Below are 26,743 nucleotides of genomic sequence, written 5' to 3'. Positions count from 1 at the left end.
ATGTAAATAATCCTCATATATCAAAATTAAAAGATACCTTGAATATTATCGACGGAAATTTGCTTGTTTTTAGTAGAAAATTCAAAAGTCGGAATAAAAAGAAAAGAGGTAATTATTTGAATTAATGGTTTTGTTGCTTCTATCAATAACTGTAGGAATGATTTAGGAAGAAGAGGGGTATACAGTAATATCAATTGACAAAGAGGTGTGCATCCATGGGGAATCCAGATATTACAATGTATTATTTCGAACAGAATAGATATATACCCAATCATCCTTATCTCCCAGCACTTCATTATAAAAGGGCTATGGAGAATAAGGAAGACGAAATGGAAAAGGTCTTTCAGCAAAATAATTGGAAAAATACCTGGTCAGGAGGAGTATTCTCCTATCATCATTATCACAGCAATGCCCATGAAGTTCTGGGATAAAAACAGGCTCTGCTTTATTACAAATAGGCGGAGAAGGTGGATCCAAGCTTATTGTAAAGAGTGGTGATGTCTTATTGCTTCCTGCAGGAACTGGTCATAAGAAATTATCTGCCTCTCCAGAATTTGAAGTGATCGGTGCATATCCAAATGGGGAAGATTATAATATAAAAACAGATGTAGAGAAAGACTTAGATGGTGTACAGGAAGAGATTGAAAGTGCATTTTTTCCAGCTGCTGATCCAGTCTATGGAGAAAACGGCCCGCTGTCAAAGATGTGGAGACAAAAATGATGTGCGTGAAATGGATCTAGGAATCTTATTGGGATAGGAACTACGACCTAATTGGTGAAGAGTGTTCCACAAGAATGGTTTTGAAAAAATCTTTACTTATATACATATTTTAGGTAATGTAAAGATATATGGTTAATTAATTTAAAGGTGGGAGAACAGCGACAATGGCTTATAAAGAGATCGTAGAAAAGTGGACAAGTTTTGCAGGATTAGAAGCGAACTTAAAAACGCAACTAACAGAATTACAAACATCTGATAAGTTGCTGGAGGACAGTTTTTATAAACATTTAGAATTTGGTACAGGCGGTATGCGTGGAGAACTAGGACCTGGTATTAATCGCATGAATATTTATACTGTTCGTAAAGCAGCAGAAGGATTAGGGAAATACATAGTAGAGCAAGGAGAAGAAGCGATGAAGCGCGGGGTAGCTGTAGCGTATGATTCTCGTCATCAATCTCCAGAATTTGCCCTAGAAGTTGCGAAAGTAGTAGGTAAGCTTGGAGTTAAATCCTATGTGTTTGAAGAGCTTCGTCCTACACCTGCATTATCTTTTGCTGTACGCTATTTAAATACATTTGCGGGAGTAGTGATTACCGCTAGTCACAATCCTCCTGAGTATAATGGCTTTAAAGCATACGGAGAAGACGGTGGACAACTTCCTCCTGAGGCTGCAGATATCATTATTAAATATGTAAATGAAGTCGAAGATGAGCTTACAATTGAAGTTTTAGAGGAAAAAGAGTTACTAGAAAAAGGTTTATTAACATATATTGGTGCAGAAGTAGATGCTGCCTATGTAGAACAACTAAAAACAATCCAATTAAATCGTTTGCCAGAAGCAAAGGATTTAAAAATTGTTTATACTCCATTACATGGTACTGGAAACAAGCCAGTCCGTGCTGGTTTAGAAGCGTTTGGATTTGAAAATGTAACAGTTGTGAAAGAACAAGAATTACCTGATGCTAACTTTTCTACCGTAAAATCACCTAATCCAGAAGAGCATGCAGCTTTTGAAATTGCGATTCGTTACGGCAAAGAAATCGATGCTGACGTTCTCCTTGCTACAGATCCAGATGCAGATCGACTAGGGGTTGCAGTGAAGGATACAAGTGGCGAATACACAGTTCTTACCGGAAATCAATTAGGTGCATTAATGCTTGAATACTTATTGTCTGAGAAAAAAGCAAAAGGAATGCTTCCAGAAAATGGCGTTGTCATTAAAACAATCGTTACCTCTGAAATCGGCCGCACGATTGCAAAATCTTATGGCATTCCAACTATTGATACTTTGACAGGGTTCAAGTTTATTGGAGAGAAAATTAAAGAGTTTGAACAAACACATGAGCATACATTCCTTTTCGGTTATGAAGAGAGCTATGGCTATTTAATCGGTGATTTCGTGCGCGATAAAGATGCTGTTCAATCTGCTATTTTTGCTGCAGAGGTTGCTGCTTATTATAAAGCAAAAGGATTAACGCTTCATGAAGGTTTACTAGAAATCTTTAAAAAGTATGGCTTCTACCAAGAAGGTTTAGAATCATTAACATTAAAAGGAAAAGATGGAGCAGAGCAAATTGCATATATTATGGATACTTTCCGTAAAGCTCCTATCAAAGAGGTTAAGGGCTTAAACGTTGTAGCAGTGGAAGACTATTTAACAAGTAAGCGTTCAGAAGGTCTAACAGAAACATTGATTGATCTACCAAAATCTAATGTAATTAAATATTATTTGGAAGATGGTTCATGGTTCTGCCTTCGTCCATCTGGAACAGAGCCAAAAGCGAAATTCTATTTTAGCGTAAATAGTTCTTCTTTAGAAGAAAGCACAAGTAAGCTAGAAGCACTGAAGCTAGGCGTAATGGAGCAAGTGAATGCAGTAATCGACGGATATAATAAATAAATTACCAAAACTCCTTCAAGATTGTTTGGGAAAAGCGAAGTGATATTCTTTTTCTAGACATTCGATGAAGGAGTTTTTTTATTGATAAAAATAAAAAAAGCAAAACTTTAAATTTGAACGTTATATCTGCTCCAAAACTTAAAAATCGCTTAGGCGAAATCTTCGTTTTCTTTATGCAAACACGCTCAAAACTGGAATTTTCGGCATTTTCCCTCTGCTCTAATTTATAGTATGATTTTACTAATTTAAGAGAGAAGGGAGGGAGAAGATGATCAATCAAGTTACTTTAGTAGGAAGGCTAACGAAAGATCCAGAACTGCGAGTAACACAAGAAGGAACTTCTATTGTCCATGTGACTGTTGCAGTAAATAGAAACTACAAGAATCAAGCTGGTGATTATGATGCAGATTTTGTGCAATGTACCTTTTGGAATAAGGTAGCGGAAAATACAGCTCAGTATTGTCATAAAGGCTCTCTAGTTGGAGTCGTTGGCCGAATACAGACAAGAAACTATGAAAATCAAGAGCGGAAAAAGGTCTATGTAACAGAAGTTATTGCTGAATCCGTACGTTTCTTGGACCCTAAAAAACTAGAACAAACCATTCCTTAAAGGAGGAAAACAAGGTGAATAATGTACCAGATTTAATGGTTACATTAATTAAAATGCAGGCAAAGACTAATGAAAAATTAGAACAATGTAATGTAAGAATAAAACAGCTAGAACATATTATTCAGATGGAAACTATCACTCGAACTTCCCCAACATCTTAAGACTTTCACCATATACACTACTCACACAAAAATTATCTTTCCGTTTCAAAGCTCTTTCTTTGAAACACCATCCTTTATTAGAAAAAATCAATACACACTTCGATTCTATTCCCCATTATTTAGTGTCCAATGTGACACTTTTTTTGTTTGCAGGTGAAGTGAAATAGAAAAGATACCTTAATAGATTAACTATTAAGGTTGAAACGCTACCATATTTTAAAATATTCTAACAATTTATTCGTTGCTATTTTCTAGTATTGTTAACATTGCACGAACTTCTTCTTGTGTTAAGCCCTGCTTTTTTGCCTCCGAGATAAGCGATAACCATTCACTATCCAAATTGCTTTCAGTTTGAATTTCGGTGGGAAACAAATTAATCATGATAATTAACCTCCTTATAGAATATAAGGTGGCCCAGCCATCATAGTAAAAAAATCTACCTTAGACCCGAAGCTTTGCGTCCCACCCTTTCAGATGGTTTGCCTTTATCTGTTAATTGTACAATAAAATTTTATCACTATTATCCAAAAGTTAATAACATTTTCATATGAAATCTTTCGACATATTCCAACATTTGTGTAGTGAATATTTCTTAATAAAGAGAAAAGTTTTACAAATTAGAAGTGCTACTTTGTAGAGGGATTGTTAGCTTGAATTGTTTCTAGTAGACAATTTTTATATAATAGAAAAGGGCTTTTTTAAAAAATTTCTCATTAGGGGATACAAAATGGATAAGAAATGGCTAGGAAATTTAAAAGTAAATGTTATAAGCTCAAAAGAAGCTATTACGTATATAAAGGAAAAACTAGACAAAAGAATAGCAACGGATGTTTTTTTTCTAAATGACCATGGATATAATATTGCCCAAAAGGACACAGAATATCGGGAAATGCTGAATAATGCTGATTTATTGTTAAATGATGGAATTGGTATTGAAATGGGAGCAAAGCTTTTCGGCTTTTCTTTTAAGGAGAATTTAAATGGTACAGATTTTATTCCGGCTTTATTTGCATCATTAAATGAAGAGAAGCGTAATCAACCATATCGAGTGTTTCTTTTGGGAGCTAAACCAGGTGTTGCCCAAAAGGCACAAGAGCGGCTGCAGCAAATATATCAAAATATTTTATTTGTAGGTAATCAGGATGGTTATTTCCCGAAAGAGAATACGGAAAATATAATTAGTCAGATTAATGAAAGTAAAGCAGATATCCTTTTAGTAGGATTTGGAATGCCGTTACAGGAACAATGGATTAATGAATATCGTTCAAAGCTAGAGAGTACGATTACGATGGCAGTAGGTGCTTTTATTGATTTTTCTTCCGGTGAAGTGACAAGAGCTCCTAAAATCTTTCGCGACCTCCGGCTTGAGTGGCTATATCGAATGGGAAAAGAACCGAGAAGATTATGGAAACGCAATGTCGTTGGACATGCCTCCTTTTTCTACTCTATTTATAAACAAAGAAAAATAAACTGAAAAATGCCTGATAAGGAAAAATCCTTATCAGGCATTTTCTTATTCATTTGCAGTGTGTTTCTTTCTTCGAATAAATATTACCGTTCCAATTACTAGCAGACCTAAACCGATTAAAATAATGTTATAAGAGTCAGTGGCAGTATTAGGAAGTGCTGCTATTCCATTCCCTTTGTTAGGAGTGGTTGAGGGTTCTGCTGCTTGTTTAGAACCCTGATTGTTGGAACCATCTGATCCAGGTTGATTCCCTCCATTATCATTAGATGTTGGAGGCGTTTCTGAATCCGTTTCTCCAGGAGTAGAAGGTACCTCTGGTTCTGTAGGGTGAGGCGGCTTTGCTTGCCCCGCATCTACTAATAAAACAGTTCCGCCGTCTTCTCTAGAAGGAATGGTTAGCGTAATTTTATTTTCACTAATAGAATATGTTTTACCAGAATATAAGTCTACTGCTTCTTTCATAAATGGAACCTCAAAGGTTGCGTCTGTCGCTGTTTCCTTCGTATTGAGAGCAACAAAAATTTGTTGATTTGTGTATTCGCGTTTAAAGACAGAATAACCTTCCGCGTCACTACCTGCTAGGTGAGTACGAGTCCCTTTGGAAAATATGCTGGAGTATTTTTTTCTAACATTTAATAGTTTTGTATAATGCTCCAGAACATCGTTGTTTTTCGTTAGATTCCAATCCATGTCATAGCGGTTATCATAGTAGGGATAATTATTTGCCCCTGACAGACCAAGCTCTTCTCCATAGTAAATGACAGGTTGACCTTTAGTCGTAATTTGCAATGCAGCTGCAAGCTTAAGCTTGCCAATATCACCATCTACAGATTCTAAAAAGCCATCTTCATCGTGACTACCTAGAAATTGCCCTAATGTGCCTGTGTTTGAAAGCTTATTGTTTCTCTCTTCTAACGCACTTTGGACACGCTCTATATGACCATTGGCAAAGTCACGTGCTAAATTCTTAAAATCAAAATCTAATAAGGAGTCCATCATCCCGCTATTTAAATAGCCTTGGTCATCATTCACTTGAGCTCCCCATGCTTCTCCAATTAATTTAAAGGTTGGCAAAACTTTTGTTAATTCATTTTTAAAGCTTGACCATGTTGTATTTTCAACGTGTTTTACGGTATCCACGCGGAAGTAATCAATGGTATTTCCTTTCACTGTCTTTGATTTTTCAATCCAGCTAGTTTGCCAATCTACAATTTGCTTCCTTACATCTGGATCCTCCGTTAAGAAATCAGGCAGTCCTGATAGCTCGCCTTGTACAGTATCTGTGCCGCCATCACGGAACATTCCAGCAAAACGATTTCTATCTTCAGCAGTAGGGAAGTTGGCGATTTTTCCATCATTTACGGCATCACTTGCTTTTAACCCATAGCCCGCATGATTTACGACAACGTCCACCATAATTTTTATTCCACGTTCATGGGCTGCATCAATTAGTTCATGGAAATCCTCCATTGTTCCAAAATGAGGATTCAATTTTTCAAAATTACTAGCCCAATATCCATGATATGCATAATAAGGAGTATCTGGGTTTTCATAGCGAACATCATACTGGATATTTTCTACTATCGGATTAATCCATATTGTATTGATTCCTAGATTTTCGAGATAATCTAGCTTTTTCGTAATTCCTTTAAAGTCTCCACCATGATAGGTCCCAGGTTTACTTGGATCATAGCCAATGCCATATGGATCATTATTTGCTGAATTTCCATCGAAGAATCGGTCTGTTAGCATAAAGTAAATTCTTGCTTCATCCCAGTCAAAATCATCTTTTCCCACTGATTGTCTTGCTTTAACCGTGATTTTTGCTTGATCGGTATGAGTGTTGCCATACAGATCAGTGATGTAAACGGGAATTTCTTTCGCCCCTGTAGTGGTATTTTGGTCAATGGCGATGGTAAGCTCCTTTAATTTTGGATCAATTGCTACTTTTTCTTTTCCGCCAATAGCGCGTAAATCAGCATATACTTCACGGATAGCTGTATTTTTGTTTGTTTGCCAATCAACGGAAAGGACGGCATTATCGTTATAAGTCACTTCTTTTGGAGTGATATCTGTAAGCAAGTCAAAATCTGCTTTTTCATAGACAAGCATAGATGCTCCATTTTCCGTATTATATGGATCAGTTACTTCTGTTTCGATGCCATCGATTGTTACAAAGAAAGAATAGGGATGCTTTCCTTCAGGGATATTTTCTATTGTATAGGAAAAACGCTCATTTTTTGCTTCATTCGTCATGTTATAACGTTTTCCATTAAATTGAAGTTCTACTTTTTCTATTTTATTCATTTCGTTTTTTGCATATAAATCTTTGTCTCTGTAGTAGAAGGTAGCATTTCCGTTTTCTAAAACGGGTCCAGTGACTTCAGGCACAATATATAGCTCCTCTTGACCACTTGTAACATAAACTTTTGTGATTAAATCCGATGTATTTAGAGGAATGTAACGATCGCCATTTCCTTCTTTAATAGCTGTATCCCAATTTTTGCCTTTTCGTAAAATAAATCCAACGCTTTGGGCGGCTTCGCTTACATTAATTGCTGCAGTCGCCATTCCATGAAGGTTGCGATCAAAATCAATTTGGTCATCTTTTACACCAGTTCCCCATACCCAGATATTCCAGTCTTTATAATCCAAATCAGGACGATCATACATAAATTGAATATGGCGCCTTACATAATCCCCTCCTTTTAAATCTTTTATCGCTTTAATAGCATCATCTTGTGCGTAGAAAACAGTTTCTACTCCTTCAATTATCCATGCTTCTGCAGCTTGTTTGCCATCAGCTATTTTAATAGAGTTCTGTATATCTTGCGCTTCCCAATTTCCTTTGCGAGGAATAATCGTTATTTCATTTTCTGGAAAAGAATAGTTCCCACTTGTAAACGTATAATTATTTGGCACTTCCTCTGTAAATGGAAAGCCATTATCAGGAATCCCACTGTTAAAAATCCATAAATCCCATTTCGTATAGTCTTCATCTAGACGATAATAGTTAATAGTGTACGAATACATATTGCCAACAATATCAATTTTCTTTTCTACCTTTTCCCCATCCTTTTCAGCAAGCAGGATAAAGGATTCATTAGTTTTTGCATTGTCTTGTATGGTTAGTCGGCCATCAACAATGTCGATCCCTTCTACTTTCTCTTTCACTGACCAAGTCAGCTCTGTTTCTTTTTGTGTACTGCCATCTTTATTAACTAGCGTCGCTTCTAATGGATAGGATTTACTTTTTTCAACCTTCCCCGGTATAGAATCAAGATTTAAGCCGGGAACAACGAAGCGACTATTGCCATCTTCCATAGTCTCATTGGCTGGATCTGTTATCCATTCATTATCAACAATAAACTTATATTGATAGACGCCGGCTGCAAGATTTGAAATAGAAAGGGACCAGCGATTATCTGTGTCCTTTTTCATGCTTAATGCTCCATTTTGCCAGTCAGTAAAGTTTCCTGCTACTTTCACTTCCTGTGCAGATGCATTGTCATAGGAGAATTGTACAGACTTATCAGCATTGACGATAGGAGAATCTAGTAAATTATCTGCTTTTGCCTTTTTACTTGGAAGATAACCTCCAAAGCTTGTGAAAATAAGAAGAAAAATTAAACATAGTGCGAGATAAGGATGTTTTTTCGTTTTCAAAAAACATTCTCCTTTCCATTTTTTTATGAGAACAGAAAGACTTCTGTTACTACCTATGTACTGCAAAGAAAACGATTGCTCTAATAGCATAAAGGTGAATTATTAAGAAAGTGAGTTCATGATGGGGTATTTGTGAAAACGTTTGCGTAAAATAGCAAAATAAGATGTTGTTGCTAGAATGATAGATAGGAAAACTTGAAAGCGGTTTCTTTATTTGGGTCTATTTAAAGATACTATGATTTTGTCTATTTGACAATAGTCTATTCCTTTTTTAGTGTCAATTTACGATTAATATCTTACAGTAAAAAAATTTACAAATAATGTGATAAAATAGAAGGGAGGATAAACTGTTATTAAAGGAGAATTATCTATGATATTAGTAGTAGGTGGGGCTGGCTATATTGGCAGTCATTTGGTTAAAGAATTAGTAGAGAAAGAAGAAGTGATCGTATTAGATAATCTTGCAACAGGTCACGAGGAAACAGTAGATTCCCGTGCTATTTTTGTAAAAGGAGATCTAGGAAATGCAGACGATTTAGAAGCGATTTTTTCTAAATATCCAATTAAAGCAGTTATGCATTTTGCAGCATATAGTCTAGTTGGAGAATCTGTTCAAGATCCATATAAATATTATGAGAATAATGTAGCCAATACATTAATGTTATTAAATGTTATGTTAAAACATAATGTGAAAAACTTTATTTTCTCTTCAACGGCGGCTACATATGGAATTCCAAAAGAAGAAATAATTGTAGAAACATCAGAAACAGCACCTATTAATCCTTATGGTAGATCAAAATTAATGGTAGAGCAAATTTTAGCTGATTTTCATGCAGCATATGGTCTTCATTATGTGGTTTTACGCTATTTCAATGCTGCTGGTGCTCATGTATCGGGTGAAATCGGGGAAAATCATGATCCAGAAACACACTTAATTCCTATTATTCTTCAGCAATTATTAGGAGAGAGAGAGTCTATTTCTGTCTTTGGCACAGATTATCCGACTGAGGATGGGACATGCATTCGTGATTACATCCATGTGACAGATTTAGCAAATGCTCACATAGCTGCATTAGACGCTCTATTAAATGGAACAAAAGAAGCAGAAACTTACAATCTAGGCAATGGAGTAGGCTATTCCGTCAAACAAGTAATTGAAATGTGTGAAAAGGTTACTGGCACAAAGGCAAATGTGATTTTAGGTGACAGAAGATCAGGCGACCCTGCAAGATTAGTTGCTTCCTCGGAGAAAATATTCAGCGAACTAGGCTGGAAAGCAGAAAGAGGATTAGAGACAATTATTGAAAGTGCATGGAAATGGCACAATAAATAATAGATAGAAGGCGAAGGAATCCAAACAGTTTCTTCGCTTTTTTTCTAGCATAATGATGTTTATTTTTTAACGGAAAAGGAGTTATAAAATGTTTAATATAAATAAGGTTCATCATATAGCGATTATTTGCAGCAATTACGAAGTATCAAAACATTTTTATGTGGAACTTTTAGGTTTTAAGCCTATAAATGAAGTATACAGAGAAGAAAGAGATTCTTATAAGCTAGACCTTTTAGTAAACAATATCTATCAAATCGAACTATTTTCCTTTCCTAATCCAAGAGAAAGACCAAGTTATCCTGAGGCTGCCGGCTTACGTCATATTGCCTTTGAAGTGAATAATATAGAAGAAACTGTACAGTATTTACAATCGAATAATATTACAGTTGAAGATATTCGGATCGATCCTTTTACGAACAAAAAGTTTACTTTTTTTGCTGATCCTGATGGGTTACCAATTGAATTATATGAGGCTTAATTAGAATGTGCTTTTCCCTTATATTGAGAAAGGGTACAAACAGTTTGTAAAATAAATTGCTTATCCTGAGAACTTAGTAATCTCCAGCTACCAGCTTTTATTTTCATATTTATCATCCTTTCTACTCTTTTTCTTATAGTTTATATATACCGCGTTTGTATTTATTGAAAACACTAAATTATCAACAAATGTTGACAAGTATTTCCCGAGAAATGTCGGCTTATAAAGAAGTGGCAGATTAACAATTGTTAATCTGCCACTTCTTTATATATATTATTGTTTTGTTAACCAGCTATTTATTGTTTGAACAACATTTTTACTAGAATTACCAATTGAATACGTATTCCACTCTTGATGGAAATTTGCTATTTTTTCCATTTTGAAAGATGAAAGATGAATAAATTGCACAATTTCTTCCGTTGAATAGGCAATAGGACCGGGAACTAGTTCATGATAAGGAACCCAAAAGCCTCGAGTTTTTCTATATTCATCTAAATCATATGGATAAAAAATCATGGGCTTTTGTAAAAAGGAAAATTCAAAAGGAATTGATGAATAATCGGTTATTAATATATCTGTAATAAATAACAAGTCATTTAAAATAGGATAATCAGAAAAATTATAAACAAAACCATTGTATTCACTAAAATCCATTTGATTAGTTATACTGGGATGAAGTCTCACGAGAAATATATAATCGAATTCTAATCTATCTTTTAAATAGGAAAAATCTAATCGAATTTGATTAGCTGATTCTTCTTCGTTTTCGCGAAAAGTTGGAGCATATAGAATGATTTTCTTATTTTTTAGATTAGGATATTTTTTATAAAAACTGGTTTTTATTTTTTCCATATGATCTTTATCAAAGAAAATATCAGTTCTAGGTATTCCTGTATTTAATATTTGCTGGGAGGAAGCAGAGAAAGCTTCGCAAAAGATAGCTGACATTTTATCTGATCCAGAGATAATATAGTCAAATTGTTTATAAACGGCTGCAAATCTTTCCTTGGCATTTTTGGAACGATCTTTGACACTTAAGTCATTCCATCCAAATGTTTTAATGGCACCATTGGCGTGCCAAATTTGTAGTTTTTTAACATTTTCTTTGAATGATACAGAAGATAAGAAACCGTAATAATTATCCAGCACAATCACTTGAGATGTTGCTAGATGAAAAATTCCTTTCAGAAAAGATAAAGGATACTTGGGAGAAAATAATAAAACCGGATCTGTTATCATTTTGTCATTAAAAAATCGATAGGTTTTATAATCAGCTAATAAAATACATGGGATGTTTGGATTGTTCTTCTTCAGTTCATCATAGAGATGAGTTGTATTTTCAACAAAAGACACACAAAAAACTATTTTCTTCTGTAAAGGAAATAGTTTTGCTATCTCAAATAGAAAAGAAAATAGTTTTAAGTATAAGTAAATGGCTAACTCTCTAACCATTTACTTTAAATAGGTCCTTTTTAATTTTTGTTGTAGAGATTCCAACGGTTCTTGGAAGATATACAACTTCACAATAATCTTTCAAGAAGTCAAATTTTCCTTCCCAATCGTCTCCCATAACGAAAACATCAATATTATGATCCACAACGTCTCTGATTTTTTGATCCCAATCATGCTCTGGAATTACTTCATCCACATAACGGATTGCTTCTAAAATCATTTTGCGATTATCGTAACTATGATATGCTTGTTTGTTCTTAATGGCATTAAATTCATCACTAGAAAGTGCAACAGTTAAGTGATCTCCCAACTCTTTAGCTCGTTTTAAAATATTTATATGGCCCCAATGTAATAAATCAAAGGTACCATAGGTAATAACTTTCTTCATTTTTTTCCTCCTACAATTATAGACAATTTAATAAGGATAGAATTATTAAAAGGCTAATTATTTAAGATGTGTCATTTGAAACACCTATAATAATTGTTCCATGTTTGAATGATGATTGTGAAATCGAAAAACTTTTTTTAGCTTTCCCTAATTATCTTATTTTAAAACTTTTTCCGCTTATTGACAAGTATCATCATTGCTTTGTCATAAAATGAAATATTTATGCAAAAATTGTTTAAAATAATAGTAAAGAATGTTTTCTTATCATTTATCAAATGAATGCATTTTATCCTTGTTTAGAATAGCGAAAAAAGGTGATTTTTTATTTATTCCTCTCTGCCATTATTTGAAGTTTTACAACCTTTATAAATGTTGCTCTCATGGTTGATTGAATTCCGGCACATTGTTATATATAATGTTGGTTAGGTGTTTTATAAGAGAATGGATGAATAAGAAGTTTGTCGGATAATGGATAAACTTTATAATTCAATAACTTGATTTAATGGAATTTGCATTTTGGAGAGGGGATTCTTAATGAGTGAATCTGGATTTAATCATAAACAAATACAAACGATCAGCATTATCCACAATATGCTCAGTATTCAATTTGGTTTTAAAACAAGTATCTTAGAGGATAATAAAGCATCGTTCCTCATTTTAAATAGAAAGACGGAAAATGAAAAATATCTGCCATTTCATACATTGGACGATGAAAATACGATTGGAAGTTATGAAGTTACCATTGATTTACATAAAGAAAAAGATTTTTTTGGACAATCTGGAGTATGGGATGTCTATATTGTTGTTGAGTCTGAAGAAGATGAATACAAACGATATCGTATCGTAAGTAATCGTCAAGAATTAAATTTGATCTACTATCAATATGCTGATATGGGCACTGTTTTTTATCCATATACAACTAATAAAATGAATCTTTCCCTGAAAACAACGAAAAGGTCTTTTATTTCGAAAGTAGAAGATGCTTATCTTAGTAAAGACGGTTTATTAAATATTAGCGGATATGTATTAGATACAAAGCTTATGGGCGCTAAACATGATATGAAAAAAACACTAATCATTACAAATCATTTAGATGATGAGCAGTATCGTCTTCCTTTAGAGAGTGTGACTAGAACGGATTTAACCGAATTATACGGGGATGGAATCAGAAATTATGATGATATTGGGTTTAAAGGCACCTTTTCTATAAAAGAATATTTACATACATCTGAATTAATCTATTTCCGATTCTATATAGAGCTTTCTTATATAGATAATGGTGAAGAGATAGTAAAGGTCAGTCCAAGATTAACATTCAATCCTTTTAATCCTCTGCAATCGCGAAGAGCTAAAGTGATCAGAATAGATGGAATAGATAGAAGAATTTTTATTAAAAAGACCAAGGTAAAGAGCTATCTTTCCGTCAAAGTATATGTTTACAATCGTTCGAAAGAATGGAAAAGTAGAATCAGAAGAAAATTGACTGATATTAAGAGAAGTCGAAAGATCAAAGCGTTATATAAAAAAGCATTTAAGTTGATGGGATATGCACCGGTTCGAAAAAAATCCGTTGTATTTGAAAGTTTTGCTGGAAAGCAGTTTAGCTGTAACCCAAGAGCAATTTTTGAATATATGCAGGATTCTAATCCTGAATATAAAATGTACTGGAGTGTTGATAAAAAGTACATGAAAAATTTCGAAGGAAGAAATTTAAATATAGTGCCACGCTTCTCTATTAAGTGGTTATTTATAATGGCTAGAGCCCAATATTGGGTGAGTAATAGTCGCTTACCATTATGGATTCCAAAACCAAACCATACAACCTATTTGCAAACTTGGCATGGCACGCCACTGAAAAAATTGGCTGCCGATATGGATGAAGTGCATATGCCTGGTACAAATACAGTTAAATATAAGAACAACTTTTTAAAAGAAGCATCTAATTGGGACTATTTAATTTCTCCTAATGCGTATTCTACGGAAATATTTCAAAGGGCTTTCGCTTTTAATAAAACAATGATTGAATCTGGATATCCTAGAAATGACGTGTTACATGTAGATAATACGGCAGAAAACATGGAAGCTTTAAAACAAAAATTTGCTTTACCAATGGATAAGAAGATTATTCTGTATGCACCGACATGGCGAGATAATCAATTTTATGGAAGAGGAAAATATAAATTCGATTTAGAATTAGATTTAAATATGCTTCGTGATCAGCTTGGCGATGAATATATAGTTTTATTGCGCATGCATTACTTAGTAGCTGAAAACTTTGACTTAACACCATACACTGGCTTTGCTTTTGATTTTTCAAATTATGAAGATATTCGAGAACTTTATTTAGTGTCGGATATTTTGGTAACAGACTATTCTTCCGTATTTTTTGACTATGCCAATTTAAGAAGACCAATGATTTTCTTTGTATATGATATTGAAGATTATCGAGATAATTTACGTGGTTTCTATTTTGATTTTGAAAAAACAGCCCCGGGTCCACTAGTGAAAACGACAGAAGAAGTTATTCAATCTATCAAAGAGGCAGAAGTTAACCCAATAAGTGATAAATTCAATACCTTCTATGACAAGTTTTGCTACCTAGAAGAGGGAAAATCTGCTGAAAGAGTAGTAGAAGAGGTTTTTAACAAAAGGTAATCATTAAAAAGTAAAACTTTAAGGCAATAAAAAAAGACCAGTTTAGGTCTTTTTTTATTGCCTTATTCTTATTCTTTTTCTCTTTATTTTACATCCAAGTGTTCTTTTAGCTCATTTTGAATTTTTGTTTTTTCTGCATCGTCTACAATTAAATACCATACTTTATCGATTGTTTGTCCAGTGCCTTTAATTGTAAGCTGCTCAATATTACCAGCTGCTGCTTTGTATTTAGATTGAATATCAATCATTTCATCGAAGGTAATATTTGTTTTGATGTTCTTACTTAACGCATCAAAGATTGAATCAAAATTTGTTAAAGAGCTTAAGCTAGCTCCTTCTTTAATAACAGCTTGGATAATCATTCGCTGTCTTAACTGTCTACCGAAGTCACCTCTTGGATCATCATAACGCATACGGGAGAATTTTAATGCCTTTTCGCCATCCAAATTAACTGGTCCTTTTGGAAAGTGGGTTCCTTGATAAGTGAAATCTAAATCATTATCTACCGTTACTCCGCCAACAGAATCAACAATATCTTTAAAGCCTTCCATATTGATTTGCATAAAGTAATCAATTGGTATATCGAGGAAGTTTTCTACCGTATCCATCGACATTGCAACACCGCCAAAGGCATATGCATGGTTAATTTTGTCTGTAGTACCATGCCCAACTATTTCAGTGCGAGTATCGCGCGGGATACTTAGCATTTTAACTGACTTTTTATCAGGATTTACCGTAAGGACAATCATTGTATCCGATCTTCCAGAGTCACCATCACGCTCATCGACACCCAGCATTAAAACGGAAAATGGCTCCTTGCTGCCAAGGTTTAAAGTGTCCGTTCTTTTGGTCGTCTGTCTATCAATCGGCTCATGCATATTATTAACAGCTGTGGAAAGGGAATTCCATACAGTATACAGATATATTCCTATCCCAATTATAAGGAGAAGAAGCACAATACCCGTAACCTTTAACCATGTTTTCTTTTTTTTCGGTTTATTTCTACTCATTTAACAATATCCTCCATATCTTGACAAAAAATGATAGTAAACTTATTTCAAGAATAGCAGAAATCATCTCTACTGAACATCTTTTTTAGTAACAATAAGAAAAGCAACATTGCCTTTCAATCAGTAATAATTAGCAAATTTATAGTCATTTGTTTATCACAGGTCTTTTGGAATGATTATTAAATGTTATGGATAAACTTTTTGTATATAATAAAGTTATGAAAAAGAGCTTAGTACTCTATTATTATGGGAACATGCAGTAATTATTATCCGGCAAAGCTAATCTTCCATGCGTAATATTTCGTAAAGATTGTTTAAATAACGAAAAGTATATGATAAATGTTCTATAATAGATGATGATACACTAATCCCTGAATGTATAGACGATCTTTAAAGGAGAAAAGTTGCAAAAAAATTAGGTTTTTGTTTATTTATGTGAAAAAATGGCGAAATAATGGGAATACCATCAAAAAGTGTAGCCATAGAGCTTTTAGTTGGATTGCAGTATACTAAAGATAGTAGCAAGAGACGCACTAAAAATTTATTTATAAGAGAGGTATTTTTTATGAGTAAAGTGAAAAAAGCGATTATCCCTGCTGCAGGATTAGGAACTAGATTTTTACCAGCAACGAAAGCAATGCCGAAAGAAATGCTGCCAATTGTGGATAAGCCAACCATTCAATATATTGTGGAGGAAGCTATAGCATCTGGGATTGAAGATATTCTTATTGTTACTGGGAAAGGTAAGAGAGCGATTGAAGATCACTTTGATAATGCCTTAGAATTAGAAGAAAATTTGATTGCAAAAGAAAAATTTGCCTTATTAGCAAAAGTGCAGGAATCTTCTAATGTGGACATTCATTATATACGGCAAAAAGAGCCAAAAGGATTAGGACATGCTGTTTGGTGTGCAAGAAACTTTATTGGCGATGAGCCATTTGCTGTATTATTAGGGGATGATATTGTTGATAATGACAAACCATGTCTAAAGCAATTGATGGATCAATATGATCAAACACTTTCTTCTGTGATAGGTGTACAGGTAGTACCTGACTCAGAAACCCATCGTTACGGGATAATTGACCCTTTACCGGATACAAAGAGAAGATATCAAGTAAAGAAATTTGTAGAAAAACCTGAGCAAGGAACTTCACCTTCTAATTTAGCGATTATCGGAAGATACATATTTACACCACAGCTATTTCATTTTCTTGAGTCACAAGAAGTTGGCACAGGAGGAGAAATACAACTGACAGATGCCATTGAGAAGTTAAACAAAATTCAGCGTGTTTTTGCATATGAATTTGAAGGAAATCGTTACGACGTGGGAGAGCAATTTGGTTTCATTCAAACAACGATTGAGTTGGGGTTAAAACGCACCGATATTAATTCACAATTAAGAAGTTATATATTAGAGCTTGCTGAAAGACTAAAAGAACAAGAAATGAATAAACTTTCTAAGTAATAACTTTTAGATAGTTTTTGGGAAATAAAATGAAAAATAGAGAAAACTGCCTTCTTAATAGGAGGCAGTTTTTTGTCATATAGTTAAATAAATCACTATGAATAAGTCTTATGGACTAGTTCTGGTGGATGGGTGAATTTTTATAAAAATAGCAATTTTGACAAGAATCGATAAAAAATAGATAATATTACCTACGAATTTTCGTCGAATCCTCTTAACATATTTACCATTTTACTAGATAATAGAATATAGAAAAAATAGATAGGAGTGAGTGGGAAATAGAAACTCGAGTATTTTGGAGAATAGCAGGTACAGCTTTGTTTTTATGTTTTCTTTTGTTGTTAATGTCACCCCAAACGAACATAAAAGCAGCAGAAAATACATGGTCCTCCAATTTTTACAATAATAAAAACTTATCAGAAACACCTGTTTCTAAATCGTATAACAATATAAGATTTAATTGGGGGAAAAACGAGCCTATAGCCGGAATAAACAAAGATAATTTTTCCGCTAGCTTTGAAAAAAATATAACTATTTCGGAATCACAAAAAGATTATTTTCTTCATACCTATGCAGATGATGGTGTGAGAATGTATTTGGATAATCAAAAGAAAATCGATCGTTGGACAAGTTCAAGTAGAAATTACTCAGCAGCACCAATGACTAATTTATCTGCGGGCAATCACACCGTAAAAACTGAATATTATGAAGGCGGAGGAAATGCTGTATTATTTGCAGATATGCTTCCTTTCGGTTCATGGATTGGTTACTTTTACAATAATGAAAAATTCAGTGGCAATCCGGAAGATGCCTTAGTATTTACACCAGATAAAAATGGCAATTTAAGCTTTGATTATCAGTATGGTAAGCCTAATGCTAAAGGAATTGGATCTAATCATTTTTCTGCTAAATTTTTTACCTATAAAAAATTGCCAGCAGGAAATTATATTTTACAAACAAAGCATGACGATGATACACGTATCTACATTGATGGGAAATTAGTTCTCGATAGTGATCGAGTTTCTCAAGATACTAGACTAATAAAGATTGAGAATAGCCAAGGAAAGGATGTCCATGAAATTCGAATTGAATATGTAGAGAAAACAGGAAAAAGTTATTTGCAATTTTCTCTAAAACCAGTTCAAGAAGCATTATCAACATCCACTTGGTTTGCGTCCTATTTTAATAATACAAACGTTTCAGGGAACGCTTTTGTTTCAACAGGAATAAAAGATATTAAATACAATTGGGGGAAAAGCGCGCCAAATGCTTCAACCAATAAGGACAATTTCTCAGCATCGTTTTATAAGCTTTTAAATAAAGGGGATTACTTTGTTTATACATTTGCAGATGATGGTGTACGAGCGAAAATTAATAATTCCATTTTGTTTGATCGCTGGACAGGCAGTTCAGGTAAAGCAAATAAGGCATTAATCACCAATCTTAACCAGAATAATAATGTGTTTCAGTTAGATTATCTTGAAAAGACAGGTAAGGCGTTTGTGAATGCAGATGTGCTTCCATTAGGACAATGGCTTGGGTACTATTATGCTAATACTAGTTTAAAAGGTGCCCCTGCAAATAAAACCTTAATAAAAGGGGACGGCAAAGGAGCATTTAGTTTTAATTATGGTAAGAATGCCCCAATGTCTGGTATACCAAAAGATAATTTTTCAGCAAGCTTTACAACTGCCTTAAGGCTTAAGCAAGGAGAGTATGTAATTCGTTCTGTCGCAGATGATGGCATTCGTATTTATGTGGATGATAAATTAGTCATAAATCGATGGACTTCTGCGAATGCCAAGGAAGATGCCATTAAAATTAAAATAAGCGATAGAAAGGAAGAATCAGATTCATCGAAAAGAAATATTCATTGGATTAGAGTTGAATATCTTGAGAAAACAGGAAATGCGAAATTAAACTTTGATATTAAACCTATTAATCAATTAGTTACAGGTCAAGAATGGATGAATATTTTTTATCCTAACCCCAGTTTATCTGGCAATGGAACAGTTATAGGTGGATTGAATTCAAAGAATAAAGTTTCAAGCATTCAGTATCATTGGAAAAAAGATGCTCCTGTAGTAGGGATGCCAAAAGATAACTTTTCAGCATCTTTTTTACGGAAAGTTTCGGGAAGCAATGATTATTTTGTTTCCACTTTTGCTGATGATGGCATTCGTGTAAAACTAGATAATAAGACGGTAATTGATCGTTGGAAGAATTCTAGCGGGACATTTGATAATGCTATTATTAAAGGGATAGGAAAAGGAGAACATATAATTCAAACAGATTATATGGAGAAAACAGGAAATGCATATGTATTTGCTGATATCCAGCCTTTAGGTAATTGGATAGCTTATTATTATAATAATAAAAATCTCTCTGGAGCTCCGGTTACCTCCAATGTTATCAATAATTCTAATTCAAATACGCTTACCAAGGATTATGGGATAAATGCACCGGTTTCAAAAATAAATAAAGATAATTTTTCAGCTAAATTTGTAACTGCTAAAAGGCTGAATGCAGGCGAATATGTTATTAGAGGATTATCTGATGACGGTGTAAGAGTATATATAGATGGTAAACTTATTGTTGATAATTGGAAAAATGGCTCCTATCGTGAAAAAGCAACAAAGGTAAAAATAGATAATGTAAATGGCGATAATGTTCACTGGATTGAAGTGAGATACTATGACAATAAATCAACGGCTAAATTCCAAGTCTCTATCCAGCCATATAATGAACAAAACATGATTGATGGTACTTGGTATGCAGAGTATTATCCAGAGGTAATAAACAAAAATCAATCACCTTCTTACAAGGTAACAGATTCAAAGAGAAATGTTGTTATTGGCGGAAAAGATTCTTTAAATAAAATCTATAATATCGATTTTAATTGGAAGAAAGGATCTCCTGATAGTGCTATTCCTTCTAACAAGTTTTCGGCTGTTTACAAGAAAGTGCTTAATGTTACGGAGAACAGTAATTACAATTTTAAACTGAAAGCAGATAACGGAGCAGTACTTGAGGTGGATGGAAAAGTACTAATCGATGCTTGGAATGGGAATATTGGTAAAACAAAAGAAGTAATTGGTTACTATCTACCAAAAGGGAAACATACTTTTGTGATTAAATATTATGAGGGAAGCGGCGATGCGCATCTTTCTTTTGATATGGAAAAATCAAAAGTAGTGACAAAAACTTATAATGACTTGAAAACTTCATTAAACGATGCTGTGAATATTCAACTTAGCAAAAATGCGCAAACAGATAAAAAGTATAAAGCATATATGAGAGAAGATGCCTTTGAATATGTAAGTAGCAAGAATGATTATGCTTTTGTTAAGAGCGGTACGTGGAATGTTAGAGGTGGGACCAGCAAAAATAGTTGGGTTATAGGTACCTTTAAAGGAGATTATAAAGTTACCATTCTATCAAAAACAGCTAAGAAAGACAGTGACGGGAAATACTGGTATGAAGTTGACTTTTATAAATATTCGGTGCCAGTAGGGAAAGTTAAACCCGATATAACACCGAAGTATACAGTTAAATATAATACGTGGGTAAACGCTAGTCCAACTGACATTAAATACTATATGAATCCAAGTAATTTTGAGAATGACAACAAGCAGAAACTACAATTTTTATTATTATCTTCTAGTGCGAATCTAAATTCAAAAGAAGTAAATGATAAAATACTTAAAAATAGAGGGATTCTAGCTGGAAAAGGAAGTTCATTCAATAAAGCGGGAGAAAAATATGGTATTAATGAAATTTATTTGATTTCCCATGCTTTATTAGAAACTGGAAATGGAACTTCAAGTCTGGCAACTGGTATAAAAGTTTCTAGTGTCGATGGAAAAAAAGTTACACCGAAAACAGTATATAATATGTATGGTATCGGGGCAGTGGATGGCTCTGCAGTAAAGAGCGGATCTGAATATGCATACAAGATGGGCTGGGATACTCCAGAAAAAGCGATTATAGGTGGAGCAGAGTTTATAGGGAAGAATTATATTAATAATGCAACATATAAACAAGACACACTTTATAAAATGCGCTGGAACCCTAGTAAACCTGGTGTACATCAATATGCTACAGATATAGGATGGGCAAGCAAACAAGTAAGCAGTATGTATAATTTATATAATATGTTAACTTCTTATCGTATGGATTTAGAGATACCTAAATATAAATAAAAGCGAATTAACAAGGTCAGAATACAAGTGTTCCGACCGGATTTAAAGTCAAAGCCAAACAATTACATGTTGATTGTTTGGCTTTTTATGGATAAGAAGGTTGTTTCAGCGAACTCTCCTGAAGCTGAGGTTGTGAATCGTAGTTTTAACCAATACCTTTTATTGGTTAAAACTTTCAAAATATAGGGTAGTAAAGATAGTATAAATACCTTGCTGTCACTACCTCTATCGGTAGTGGAATGAAAGGTATTTATGATAAGGTTTGAAATCTATCTTTTTTCTTTATATAATGTTTGATAGATTGTATGATCTAGGTTGAAATATTTCATTTCAAAATAAGCGGAAAGGATGTATAGTAATAAAGGCATTGCAATTTATGCTAACGTATGATTAATTTAAACAAGAAATAAACATTGTATTCCTCAAAATAAATATATATAGTGTAATCCCATTAATTTTGGTGAGAATAGATAATGGGAACAGCTTAAAGAAAGGTTCTATAAGATAATGGCTTCTATTGTTAAAGTATTAAAAGAGCAAGTTAATCATTTTCATTTAATTAGAAGATTATCCCTTTATGAGTTAAAAAGTGCTAATCGCAATAACTATTTAGGGATCTTGTGGGAAATAATCAATCCGGCAATCCAAATTTCGATTTATTGGTTTGTATTCGGATTTGTACAAAAAAGGCATGATGTAAAAGGTGTTAATGGAGAAACCTATCCCTATTTTATATGGATGCTTGCAGGTATTTTGATTTGGTTCTTTATATATCCTGCCATAACGAAAAGTTCTAAATCCATTTACACGCGTTTAAGAATGGTATCAAGGATGAATTTTCCATTAAGTGTTATACCTTCTTATGTCATTATGTCATTATTGTATCCACAATTATTATTAATGGTTCTAGTAATGATTATATATCAATTTATTGGGTATCCAATTTCCATATACTATTTGCAGATTCCGTATTTTTTATTTGCTGCAGTTATGTTTTTATTTGCGCTTGCATTAATAACTTCAACTATTTCTACCATTGTAAGAGATTTTCAAATGCTTTTACAATCTTTAATGAGGGTTCTTTTGTATCTAACTCCGATTTTGTGGCCTGCTAATCATCTAGGAGACAAATTTGAGAAAGTAATGCAGATAAATCCGGTTTATTATTTAATTGAAGGTTATCGCTATGCCCTTTTAGGACAAGGCTGGTTTGTCACAGAGCATCTAGGAATTACGATCTATTTCTGGAGTTTAGTACTTGTGTTACTTTTTGTTGGAACGTATATGCACGTTAGATTTAGAAAACACTTTATTGACTTTTTATAAAATTGGAAGTGGTTTAATGGAGAAATCAGTTATTGTTAAAAATTTAACAAAACGGTATAAATTATATGAAAATAGCAGCGATAAATTAAAGGATATTTTCTTGCCTAAAAGTTATGGGGAACCTTTTTATGCTTTAAGAGATATCAACTTTGAGGCAAATCATGGCGATGTTATTGGATTTGTCGGAGTAAACGGATCAGGTAAGTCTACTCTATCGAATATTATTGCAGGGATTGTTCCACCGACAGAGGGAACAGTAGAAATCGATGGACAAGCCTCTTTAATTGCCGTAGCTGCTGGTGTAAATAATGAACTTACGGGTAGAGAAAACATTGAATTGAAATGTTTGATGCTTGGTTTTTCGAAAGAACAAATAAAAGAGCTGGAACCAGGAATTATTGAATTTGCTGAATTAGGAAAATTTATTGATCAGCCTGTGAAATCATACTCTAGTGGGATGAAATCACGTCTAGGCTTTGCCATTTCGGTAAATACAAATCCAGATGTCTTAATAATTGATGAGGCATTATCTGTAGGAGATAAAGCTTTTGCTGAAAAGTGTTTAGCGAAAATGGATGAATTCAAAAAAAATGGAAAAACGATGTTCTTTGTCAGTCATTCGATTGGCCAGATGAAAAAATTCTGTCAAAAGGGAATATGGTTAGAACATGGTCAACTGAAAATGGAAGGGAAAATTGATGAAGTTATCCCTGCCTATGAAGAATTTTTAGCTAAGTATAAAAAGATGAATGATAAAGAAAAAAGGGAATTTAGAGAACAGGGCTTTAAAAAGCAAAGTGATCCCGAATATATTGGAAAAATATAGACCGCCAGATAAGGCGGTTTCTTATTTGTGTAAATTTGTTTTAGTTCGTAGAATATGTGGAATAATAATGGAAAATTACTTTTTCTTGGTATATGATGAATGATAGATATAATAGTAATTTATATATTGGAAAATACATATGGATTGGGGAGGTTAATGGAATGACTGAATCCTATAACCGAAATAGCTTTGAAAGAGAGAATAATATTCATTACAACACGGATGGATACTATGTATATGAAAAAAAAGCAAACATTTTAGGAATATTTAAGAAGAAAATGGACAAATTAGTTACAGTTGTTACTCCGGTATATAATGCAGAGGAAAATATAAAGAAAACGGTTGAATCTGTCATTAATCAAACAATGGATTTTAATCAAGTGGAATATATCCTTGTAGACGACGGATCGACTGATAATTCACGACCTATTCTGCTAGATTATGCTAAAAGATATCCAAATAGTATTAAAGTTGTTTTTCTGGAAAAGAACACCGGTACGCCTGGACATCCAAGGAATTTAGGAATAGAATTATCTACTTCTCCATATGTGACATTTTTAGATGCAGATGATTGGTTAGAAGAAGATGGTTTACAGACATTGTATTCTATTTTAAAAGAAACTAATGATGATTATGTGGTTGGGAAAACGATTCAGGTCGAAAGCAAATCAACAAAGATTGTTGGAGAACATGAATCATGCATGGAAAGAAGAAGTGTACTTCCTACTTCAATTCCCCATATCTTTCAACATTTAGGACCAAGAGCAAGAATGGTAAAAACATCTTTATTAAAGGAAAATAATATTAAGTATCCAGAAATGAAATTTGCTGAGGACAAGCAGTTTTTCATCGATGTTTTGGTCCATGCGCGCGCCATCTCCACTACAACCAAAACGATTTACTATTTAAATCGTTTGGATGAAAATAATGCTTCACTAACGAAACAAACTGATATCATGCATAAAATGGATACGAATATTAAAGTTATTAACTATGTTAAAGCAAAGCAATTGGATGAACAAATAGAAAAAATGATTTTAAATAGATTATATGAGTTTGACTGTATTACAAGATTTTTTAATAGACAGCATTTTTTCAAAAGCAAAAATAAGAGTGCCTATTTTAAAAAATTTGCAGAGGTAGTCGAAACAACAAAGGATTTAAAATATGATATAACAAATCAATTTTTCCATCATATCAATAAATCTGCTTATCAAATGTACCTAAATGGTGAATTTGACAAAATAGCGAAATTATTTATGTGGGATAAAAGTCAAAAAGTGAAGGAAGTTATTGTTAATGATAACTTACCATATATGATCACTCCTGTTGAAGGATATGAACATATAAGAGTATCAATGGCAGCTTTCTTTAAGGACGGAAGTTTCCAAGAAGATGGTTATACATTTAAATTCTATGTATATGGAGATTATACGGAGAATTTAAATGAATTAATTTTTCGAAATCGAAGCAATCCAGACGATCAATATTCCTTCTCTATTTCGAAAGCTGAAGAGTATCTCTATGAAACATTTTTACCTAACTCAGCATTAATACAGCTAGCAAAAGGAAGCTATGGAATCTTTATTAAATATAATGATTATCAAAAAGTAAGTATAAGCCGAATAGATCCTCATCAAAAAGTATTAGATAAAAAATCCTTTCATTTTTATACAACCGTTAACTCTAATTTAGGATTGAATGTTGGAAAATAGAAAGAAAACAGTGGCTTTTTTAAGTCACTGTTTTCTTACATGAAAAATCGTATACTAACTCTATTGAACGAACGATAATTGGTGAAAAATGTATTAATCAGTTGAAACCTTCTGGACTTTTATACGTCTTATATTATGATAGTAAACAAAGCAATTATTTTTATGTAATATAATTGTAAAAAAAGATAGTAAATTATAGAGACCAAGTATCTCATAAATGTGCTATAATAAATCTCGATATTGTAAGGAAAGACGGATGCCTACAAATGTGCGTTATTAAGGCATTAGGGAGGATCTATATGATTTATATAATGCTTGTTGTATGTTTTATCGCTTCTATCTTGCTTACTCCTGTAGTAAAAAAGCTTGCATTTAAATTAGGAGCAATGGATAAACCAGAACAACGTAAAGTTCATCAGAAAGTTATGCCTCGCATGGGTGGTTTAGCAATATATATAAGTTTTTTAATTGGAGCATTAATTATTAATCCGGATAAAGATTATCATTATCCTATTTTACTTGGTAGTGCGGTAATTATTGTAACTGGAATGCTAGATGATATTTATAATCTTTCAGCGAAAGTGAAATTTCTAGCGCAAACATTAGCAGCCGTGATTGTTGTTGTTTGGGGTGGAGTACAGGTAGAATTCATCAATCTTCCTTTTGGAGGTAAATTGGAGTTTGGGTTCTTAGATATTCCGATCACTATTCTGTGGATTGTAGGAATAACCAATGCTATGAACTTAATTGATGGATTAGATGGTCTAGCATCAGGAGTCTCTAGTATCGCATTATTTACGATTACTGGAATGGCTATGATTATGGGGAATGGGTATGTAATTGCTATTTCCTCTATCGTTTTAGCGGCCACATTAGGCTTTTTATTCTTTAATTTTTATCCTGCTAAGATTTTCCTCGGGGATACGGGTGCGTTATTTCTCGGCTATATAATAGCAGTTATGTCATTACTCGGATTTAAAAATGTAGCGTTAATTTCCTTTGTTATTCCTGTGATTATCTTAGGGGTTCCTATTTCCGATACGTTTTTTGCGATCATTCGTCGTTTAGTGAATAAGCAGCCGTTAATGGCGCCTGATAAATCGCATTTGCATCATTGTTTGTTAAATGTAGGTTTTACTCATAGACAAACAGTAATTATTATTTATGCAATGGCCTCTTTCTTTGGCTTAGTTGCTGTTATTTTTTCCCAAGCTAAGGTGTGGGGAGCCATTTTATTAATTGTTACAGTATTGTTGGTTATTGAATTAATCGTAGAGAAAATAGGATTGGTAGGGAAGAATTATAAACCTATCTTAAAATTTATCAATGATATAAGATATTCAGCAGAAAAAAAATAATGATTATA

At 33.4% G+C, this 26,743-nt stretch carries 20 protein-coding genes and 1 riboswitch; of the genes, 15 read left to right on the top strand and 5 right to left on the bottom strand.

The window, feature by feature from the left end; translation table 11 throughout:
• Nucleotides 1-215: 215 nt before the first annotated feature.
• The 5 genes from C2I06_RS25565 to C2I06_RS25060 all read left to right on the top strand — a co-directional run bounded on the left by C2I06_RS25565 (nt 216) and on the right by C2I06_RS25060 (nt 3,393).
• Nucleotides 216-431, top strand: coding sequence for a cupin domain-containing protein (locus tag C2I06_RS25565; RefSeq protein ID WP_249928224.1), 216 nt, complete (start codon nt 216-218; stop codon nt 429-431).
• A 74-nt stretch (nt 432-505) separates the two neighbouring features.
• Entirely contained in the window at nt 506-721 is a 216-nt protein-coding gene (locus C2I06_RS25560; protein WP_249928223.1) for a cupin domain-containing protein, read from the top strand.
• Between the two features lie 164 nt (nt 722-885).
• Nucleotides 886-2,622: a phospho-sugar mutase gene (locus tag C2I06_RS14185; RefSeq protein ID WP_123258261.1), complete on the top strand. Its 1,737-nt coding sequence runs from the start codon at nt 886-888 to the stop codon at nt 2,620-2,622.
• A 268-nt stretch (nt 2,623-2,890) separates the two neighbouring features.
• Nucleotides 2,891-3,232: a single-stranded DNA-binding protein gene (locus C2I06_RS14180; RefSeq protein ID WP_095329937.1), complete on the top strand. Its 342-nt coding sequence runs from the start codon at nt 2,891-2,893 to the stop codon at nt 3,230-3,232.
• A gap of 14 nt (nt 3,233-3,246) precedes the next feature.
• Nucleotides 3,247-3,393 (top strand): hypothetical protein, encoded by a 147-nt coding sequence (locus C2I06_RS25060; protein ID WP_164463704.1) that lies wholly within the window; start codon nt 3,247-3,249, stop codon nt 3,391-3,393.
• Nucleotides 3,394-3,627: 234 nt separating this feature from the next.
• Here C2I06_RS25060 and C2I06_RS14175 read toward each other — a convergent pair whose 3' ends face one another.
• The gene (locus C2I06_RS14175; protein ID WP_095329938.1) at nt 3,628-3,774 is read right to left on the bottom strand and encodes an anti-repressor SinI family protein; all 147 of its coding nucleotides are present in this window, start codon (nt 3,772-3,774) and stop codon (nt 3,628-3,630) included.
• Nucleotides 3,775-3,798: 24 nt separating this feature from the next.
• A riboswitch (cyclic di-GMP riboswitch) is annotated at nt 3,799-3,887 on the bottom strand.
• A 233-nt stretch (nt 3,888-4,120) separates the two neighbouring features.
• Between C2I06_RS14175 and C2I06_RS14170 the strand changes: the two genes are divergently transcribed.
• Nucleotides 4,121-4,867: a WecB/TagA/CpsF family glycosyltransferase gene (locus C2I06_RS14170; RefSeq protein WP_095329939.1), complete on the top strand. Its 747-nt coding sequence runs from the start codon at nt 4,121-4,123 to the stop codon at nt 4,865-4,867.
• Between the two features lie 39 nt (nt 4,868-4,906).
• Here C2I06_RS14170 and C2I06_RS14165 read toward each other — a convergent pair whose 3' ends face one another.
• Nucleotides 4,907-8,527, bottom strand: a complete 3,621-nt coding sequence (locus C2I06_RS14165) for an alpha-amylase family glycosyl hydrolase (protein WP_123258260.1) — start codon at nt 8,525-8,527, stop codon at nt 4,907-4,909.
• Nucleotides 8,528-8,897: 370 nt separating this feature from the next.
• Between C2I06_RS14165 and galE the strand changes: the two genes are divergently transcribed.
• Both galE and gloA2 read left to right on the top strand, forming a co-directional pair.
• Nucleotides 8,898-9,860: a UDP-glucose 4-epimerase GalE gene (gene galE / locus C2I06_RS14160; protein WP_123258259.1), complete on the top strand. Its 963-nt coding sequence runs from the start codon at nt 8,898-8,900 to the stop codon at nt 9,858-9,860.
• A gap of 88 nt (nt 9,861-9,948) precedes the next feature.
• Nucleotides 9,949-10,338 carry an SMU1112c/YaeR family gloxylase I-like metalloprotein gene (gene gloA2 / locus C2I06_RS14155; protein ID WP_095329942.1) on the top strand — a complete coding sequence of 130 codons (390 nt, stop codon included), beginning with the start codon at nt 9,949-9,951 and terminating at the stop codon, nt 10,336-10,338.
• 273 nt (nt 10,339-10,611) lie between these two features.
• Here gloA2 and C2I06_RS14150 read toward each other — a convergent pair whose 3' ends face one another.
• Entirely contained in the window at nt 10,612-11,790 is a 1,179-nt protein-coding gene (locus tag C2I06_RS14150) for a CDP-glycerol glycerophosphotransferase family protein (protein ID WP_123258258.1), read from the bottom strand.
• Nucleotides 11,783-12,178, bottom strand: coding sequence for a glycerol-3-phosphate cytidylyltransferase (tagD, locus tag C2I06_RS14145; RefSeq protein WP_095334292.1), 396 nt, complete (start codon nt 12,176-12,178; stop codon nt 11,783-11,785). Before tagD ends, C2I06_RS14150 begins: the two co-directional genes overlap by 8 nt.
• A gap of 534 nt (nt 12,179-12,712) precedes the next feature.
• Between tagD and C2I06_RS14140 the strand changes: the two genes are divergently transcribed.
• The gene (locus C2I06_RS14140) at nt 12,713-14,833 is read left to right on the top strand and encodes a CDP-glycerol glycerophosphotransferase family protein (RefSeq protein ID WP_164463702.1); all 2,121 of its coding nucleotides are present in this window, start codon (nt 12,713-12,715) and stop codon (nt 14,831-14,833) included.
• An 83-nt stretch (nt 14,834-14,916) separates the two neighbouring features.
• Here C2I06_RS14140 and tagU read toward each other — a convergent pair whose 3' ends face one another.
• On the bottom strand, nt 14,917-15,843 hold the full coding sequence (tagU, locus tag C2I06_RS14135) for a polyisoprenyl-teichoic acid--peptidoglycan teichoic acid transferase TagU (RefSeq protein ID WP_095334293.1): 927 nt from the start codon (nt 15,841-15,843) through the stop codon (nt 14,917-14,919).
• A gap of 565 nt (nt 15,844-16,408) precedes the next feature.
• Between tagU and galU the strand changes: the two genes are divergently transcribed.
• From galU to C2I06_RS14105, 6 genes are all read left to right on the top strand, one after another.
• Nucleotides 16,409-17,308, top strand: coding sequence for a UTP--glucose-1-phosphate uridylyltransferase GalU (gene galU, locus C2I06_RS14130; RefSeq protein ID WP_095334294.1), 900 nt, complete (start codon nt 16,409-16,411; stop codon nt 17,306-17,308).
• 317 nt (nt 17,309-17,625) lie between these two features.
• Nucleotides 17,626-21,510, top strand: coding sequence for a PA14 domain-containing protein (locus tag C2I06_RS14125; protein WP_164463701.1), 3,885 nt, complete (start codon nt 17,626-17,628; stop codon nt 21,508-21,510).
• 507 nt (nt 21,511-22,017) lie between these two features.
• Nucleotides 22,018-22,836: an ABC transporter permease gene (locus tag C2I06_RS14120; RefSeq protein ID WP_095334296.1), complete on the top strand. Its 819-nt coding sequence runs from the start codon at nt 22,018-22,020 to the stop codon at nt 22,834-22,836.
• A 16-nt stretch (nt 22,837-22,852) separates the two neighbouring features.
• On the top strand, nt 22,853-23,662 hold the full coding sequence (tagH, locus tag C2I06_RS14115; protein ID WP_095334310.1) for a teichoic acids export ABC transporter ATP-binding subunit TagH: 810 nt from the start codon (nt 22,853-22,855) through the stop codon (nt 23,660-23,662).
• A 161-nt stretch (nt 23,663-23,823) separates the two neighbouring features.
• Nucleotides 23,824-25,377 carry a glycosyltransferase family 2 protein gene (locus C2I06_RS14110; RefSeq protein ID WP_123258256.1) on the top strand — a complete coding sequence of 518 codons (1,554 nt, stop codon included), beginning with the start codon at nt 23,824-23,826 and terminating at the stop codon, nt 25,375-25,377.
• Nucleotides 25,378-25,676: 299 nt separating this feature from the next.
• Nucleotides 25,677-26,735 (top strand): glycosyltransferase family 4 protein, encoded by a 1,059-nt coding sequence (locus C2I06_RS14105; protein WP_123258255.1) that lies wholly within the window; start codon nt 25,677-25,679, stop codon nt 26,733-26,735.
• Nucleotides 26,736-26,743: the final 8 nt, after the last annotated feature.

The sequence above is a fragment of the Niallia circulans genome (assembly GCF_003726095.1).
GTDB lineage: Bacteria > Bacillota > Bacilli > Bacillales > Cytobacillaceae > Niallia > Niallia circulans_A.
This window is presented reverse-complemented; position numbering and strand designations above follow the sequence as displayed.

Coding starts and splice junctions, on each gene's coding strand:
- C2I06_RS14140 (WP_164463702.1), top strand. CDS start 12,713: ATGAGTGAATCTGGATTTAATCATAAACAAATACAAACGATCAGCATT.
- C2I06_RS14170 (WP_095329939.1), top strand. CDS start 4,121: ATGGATAAGAAATGGCTAGGAAATTTAAAAGTAAATGTTATAAGCTCA.
- C2I06_RS14175 (WP_095329938.1), bottom strand. CDS start 3,774: ATGATTAATTTGTTTCCCACCGAAATTCAAACTGAAAGCAATTTGGAT.
- tagU (WP_095334293.1), bottom strand. CDS start 15,843: ATGAGTAGAAATAAACCGAAAAAAAAGAAAACATGGTTAAAGGTTACG.
- C2I06_RS14185 (WP_123258261.1), top strand. CDS start 886: ATGGCTTATAAAGAGATCGTAGAAAAGTGGACAAGTTTTGCAGGATTA.
- tagD (WP_095334292.1), bottom strand. CDS start 12,178: ATGAAGAAAGTTATTACCTATGGTACCTTTGATTTATTACATTGGGGC.
- C2I06_RS14110 (WP_123258256.1), top strand. CDS start 23,824: ATGACTGAATCCTATAACCGAAATAGCTTTGAAAGAGAGAATAATATT.
- C2I06_RS14105 (WP_123258255.1), top strand. CDS start 25,677: ATGATTTATATAATGCTTGTTGTATGTTTTATCGCTTCTATCTTGCTT.
- tagH (WP_095334310.1), top strand. CDS start 22,853: ATGGAGAAATCAGTTATTGTTAAAAATTTAACAAAACGGTATAAATTA.
- C2I06_RS14150 (WP_123258258.1), bottom strand. CDS start 11,790: ATGGTTAGAGAGTTAGCCATTTACTTATACTTAAAACTATTTTCTTTT.
- galE (WP_123258259.1), top strand. CDS start 8,898: ATGATATTAGTAGTAGGTGGGGCTGGCTATATTGGCAGTCATTTGGTT.
- gloA2 (WP_095329942.1), top strand. CDS start 9,949: ATGTTTAATATAAATAAGGTTCATCATATAGCGATTATTTGCAGCAAT.
- galU (WP_095334294.1), top strand. CDS start 16,409: ATGAGTAAAGTGAAAAAAGCGATTATCCCTGCTGCAGGATTAGGAACT.
- C2I06_RS14180 (WP_095329937.1), top strand. CDS start 2,891: ATGATCAATCAAGTTACTTTAGTAGGAAGGCTAACGAAAGATCCAGAA.
- C2I06_RS25565 (WP_249928224.1), top strand. CDS start 216: ATGGGGAATCCAGATATTACAATGTATTATTTCGAACAGAATAGATAT.
- C2I06_RS14120 (WP_095334296.1), top strand. CDS start 22,018: ATGGCTTCTATTGTTAAAGTATTAAAAGAGCAAGTTAATCATTTTCAT.